At 43.5% G+C, this 2,386-nt stretch carries 3 protein-coding genes; 2 read left to right on the top strand and 1 reads right to left on the bottom strand.

What is annotated here, in order from left to right; all coding sequences use genetic code 11:
• Nucleotides 1-312 precede the first annotated feature (312 nt).
• Both AB4653_RS10930 and AB4653_RS10925 read left to right on the top strand, forming a co-directional pair.
• Nucleotides 313-600 carry a hypothetical protein gene (locus tag AB4653_RS10930; RefSeq protein WP_009847428.1) on the top strand — a complete coding sequence of 96 codons (288 nt, stop codon included), beginning with the start codon at nt 313-315 and terminating at the stop codon, nt 598-600.
• 38 nt (nt 601-638) lie between these two features.
• Entirely contained in the window at nt 639-1,082 is a 444-nt protein-coding gene (locus AB4653_RS10925) for a YaiI/YqxD family protein (RefSeq protein WP_009847429.1), read from the top strand.
• A 277-nt stretch (nt 1,083-1,359) separates the two neighbouring features.
• On the opposite strand, the gene AB4653_RS10920 is transcribed toward AB4653_RS10925, so the two are convergent.
• On the bottom strand, nt 1,360-2,386 hold a 1,027-nt coding region (locus AB4653_RS10920), incomplete at its 5' end, for an AbgT family transporter (RefSeq protein ID WP_372104143.1).

The raw sequence follows: 2,386 nt of genomic DNA, 5'->3' as shown, positions 1-2,386 counted from the left end.
CATCCTGAAGATAACCAAATCCTTGGTGCTTTCCTGTTCCGTGTCAGAATCCTTCCGACAAGGTTTAATTTACGCGATTTACGATTTGGGACAATAGATTTGCATCACACTTTGAATTCATAAAAGTTGTTAATTATATAAAACAACAAAAAATCAACCACTTAATCATATGCACCTCAATCTCTCTAGCGATGTATTCGTGTTATCTCACAACCTTTGTAAGAGATCTCTCACAAGCTATGGGCGGTTTTATGATTCGCTATCACTCACCAGAGCGAGTAAAATGGCTGAAGACTAAAAATGGAGGTCAACATGCTGACAAAAGATGTGTCTGAAGAGTTGAAATCAGTGCTTGAAGGACTGCAAGCACAAGGGAAAGAGCCTACAGTTGCTTTAGTTAAAGCTCGTATGAGTACATCGGTTCCGATGCCCGCTTTAATCACAACCATCAAGAGCTGGAAAAGCGCGAATCGCGTTCCTAAAGTTGAAGTCGCGACACAAGAAGAGCCAGCACTCGATCGTGTTAGCCAACTGGAAAAGCAAATCCTTGAACTTACCACCCGCGTTGCCACGCTAGAAGCCAAGTTAACGGAACAATAAGTTAACTGAGCAATAAGCTAACAGAGAAATAGAACACTATGAAAATATGGGTTGATGCGGACGCTTGTCCTAAGGTTATCCGAGAAACAATCGTACGCGCAGCTGAGCGCACTGGGGTTGAATGTACCTTCGTGGCAAACCATCTGGTTCCTGTCCCTAAACGCAATAACATCCACTCAATTCAAGTCCCAAGCGGATTTGATATTGCAGATGATGAAATCGTAAAACGCACTGAACCCGGTGATCTCGTGATTACATCCGATATCCCTCTCGCCGATGAAGTGATCACCAAAGGTGGTCAAGCACTTAGCTCTCGTGGCGAGCTCTACACCAAAGAAACCATCAAAGCGCGCCTGAACATTCGTGACTTTATGGATACCATGCGTTCAAGCGGCATCCAAACGGGTGGACCAAGCGCCCTCTCACAGACCGATCGTCGTGAGTTCGCGAATCATCTTGATCGCCTGCTAGCAAAGCGCTAATCATTAAGAAACATTGAGATTCGTTCATAGCCATAACCGTGAACCTGTAGATATGTTTGTCGACATACTCCGTTTTTGTTACTTAACACTTGATACTAAGTGCTACTTTAACGGAGTATTGATGATCCACCTTGTCACCATCTCTTCTTTTTAAATCATCCCAATTTTCTACACTCTTTCAGATCACTTTCCGTGATTGGTACACCATACTTTCGATCAAAAAAAACCTGCACGAAGCAGGCTTTAAAATCTAACAATATGACTTGTACTAACGTTACTACGGCGTGTAGAACGTTGCTGCACCTGGGCCTACTGGAAGACCAAATACGAACACCCATAGGTAGAACAAGATGCTCCAACCGAACATAAAGCAGATTGAGTATGGAAGCATTGTAGCAATCAGAGTACCGATACCAAGGTTCTTCATGTAACGCGTCGCTACAGCAAGAATAAGACCGAAGTAGCTCATCATTGGTGTAATGATGTTCGTCGTTGAATCACCGATACGGTAAGCTGCTTGAATCGTTTCTGGTGCGTAACCAACAAGCATTAGCATAGGTACAAAGATAGGTGCTGTTACTGCCCACTGAGCAGAAGCCGAACCGATCATTAGGTTAATGAAGCCACACATTAGGATAAATGCAAAGAACAACATTGGGCCAGTAAGACCGATATCTTGTAAGAAGCTAGCGCCACCAACAGCGATTACTTGACCAAAGTTAGTCCACTTAAAGAAAGCAACAAACTGTGCAGCAAAGAATACAAGAACAATGTACATGCCCATTGAAGACATAGACGTTGCCATCGCGTTGATCACATCACGATCGTTCTTCATTGAACCGGTAACTTTACCGTAAACAAAACCAGGAATAGCGAAGAATACAAAGATAAACGCAACAATACTCTTCAAGAATGGAGAACCCGAAACCGTACCAGACGCTGAACGTAGAACACCGTCAGCTGGAACGATAGTCCACGCTAGAAGTGCAGAAACAGCCAATACAGCAATACCTGCTAGTTTTAGACCTTTCTTCTCAACATCCGTCAGTCTGCCCATCGAATCATTTGATAAATCTTCAGAAGCTTCTTCGTCGTTGTATTTACCCAACTTAGGTTCAACAATCTTCTCAGTTACAAATGCACCTGTAATCGCGATGAAGAAAGTAGAAACAAACATGAAGTACCAGTTTGACTCAGGACCAACCGTGTAAGACGGGTCAATCATCTGTGCCGCTGTTTCTGTAATACCAGAAAGCAGTGGGTCAACCGTACCGATAAGTAGGTTTGCAGAGTAACCACCTGAC

Origin of the sequence: Vibrio sp. 10N.222.48.A3 (genome assembly GCF_041475345.1) — a bacterium.
GTDB classification, from domain to species: Bacteria; Pseudomonadota; Gammaproteobacteria; order Enterobacterales; family Vibrionaceae; genus Vibrio; species Vibrio tasmaniensis_A.
This window is presented reverse-complemented; position numbering and strand designations above follow the sequence as displayed.

Coding starts and splice junctions, on each gene's coding strand:
- AB4653_RS10930 (WP_009847428.1), top strand. CDS start 313: ATGCTGACAAAAGATGTGTCTGAAGAGTTGAAATCAGTGCTTGAAGGA.
- AB4653_RS10925 (WP_009847429.1), top strand. CDS start 639: ATGAAAATATGGGTTGATGCGGACGCTTGTCCTAAGGTTATCCGAGAA.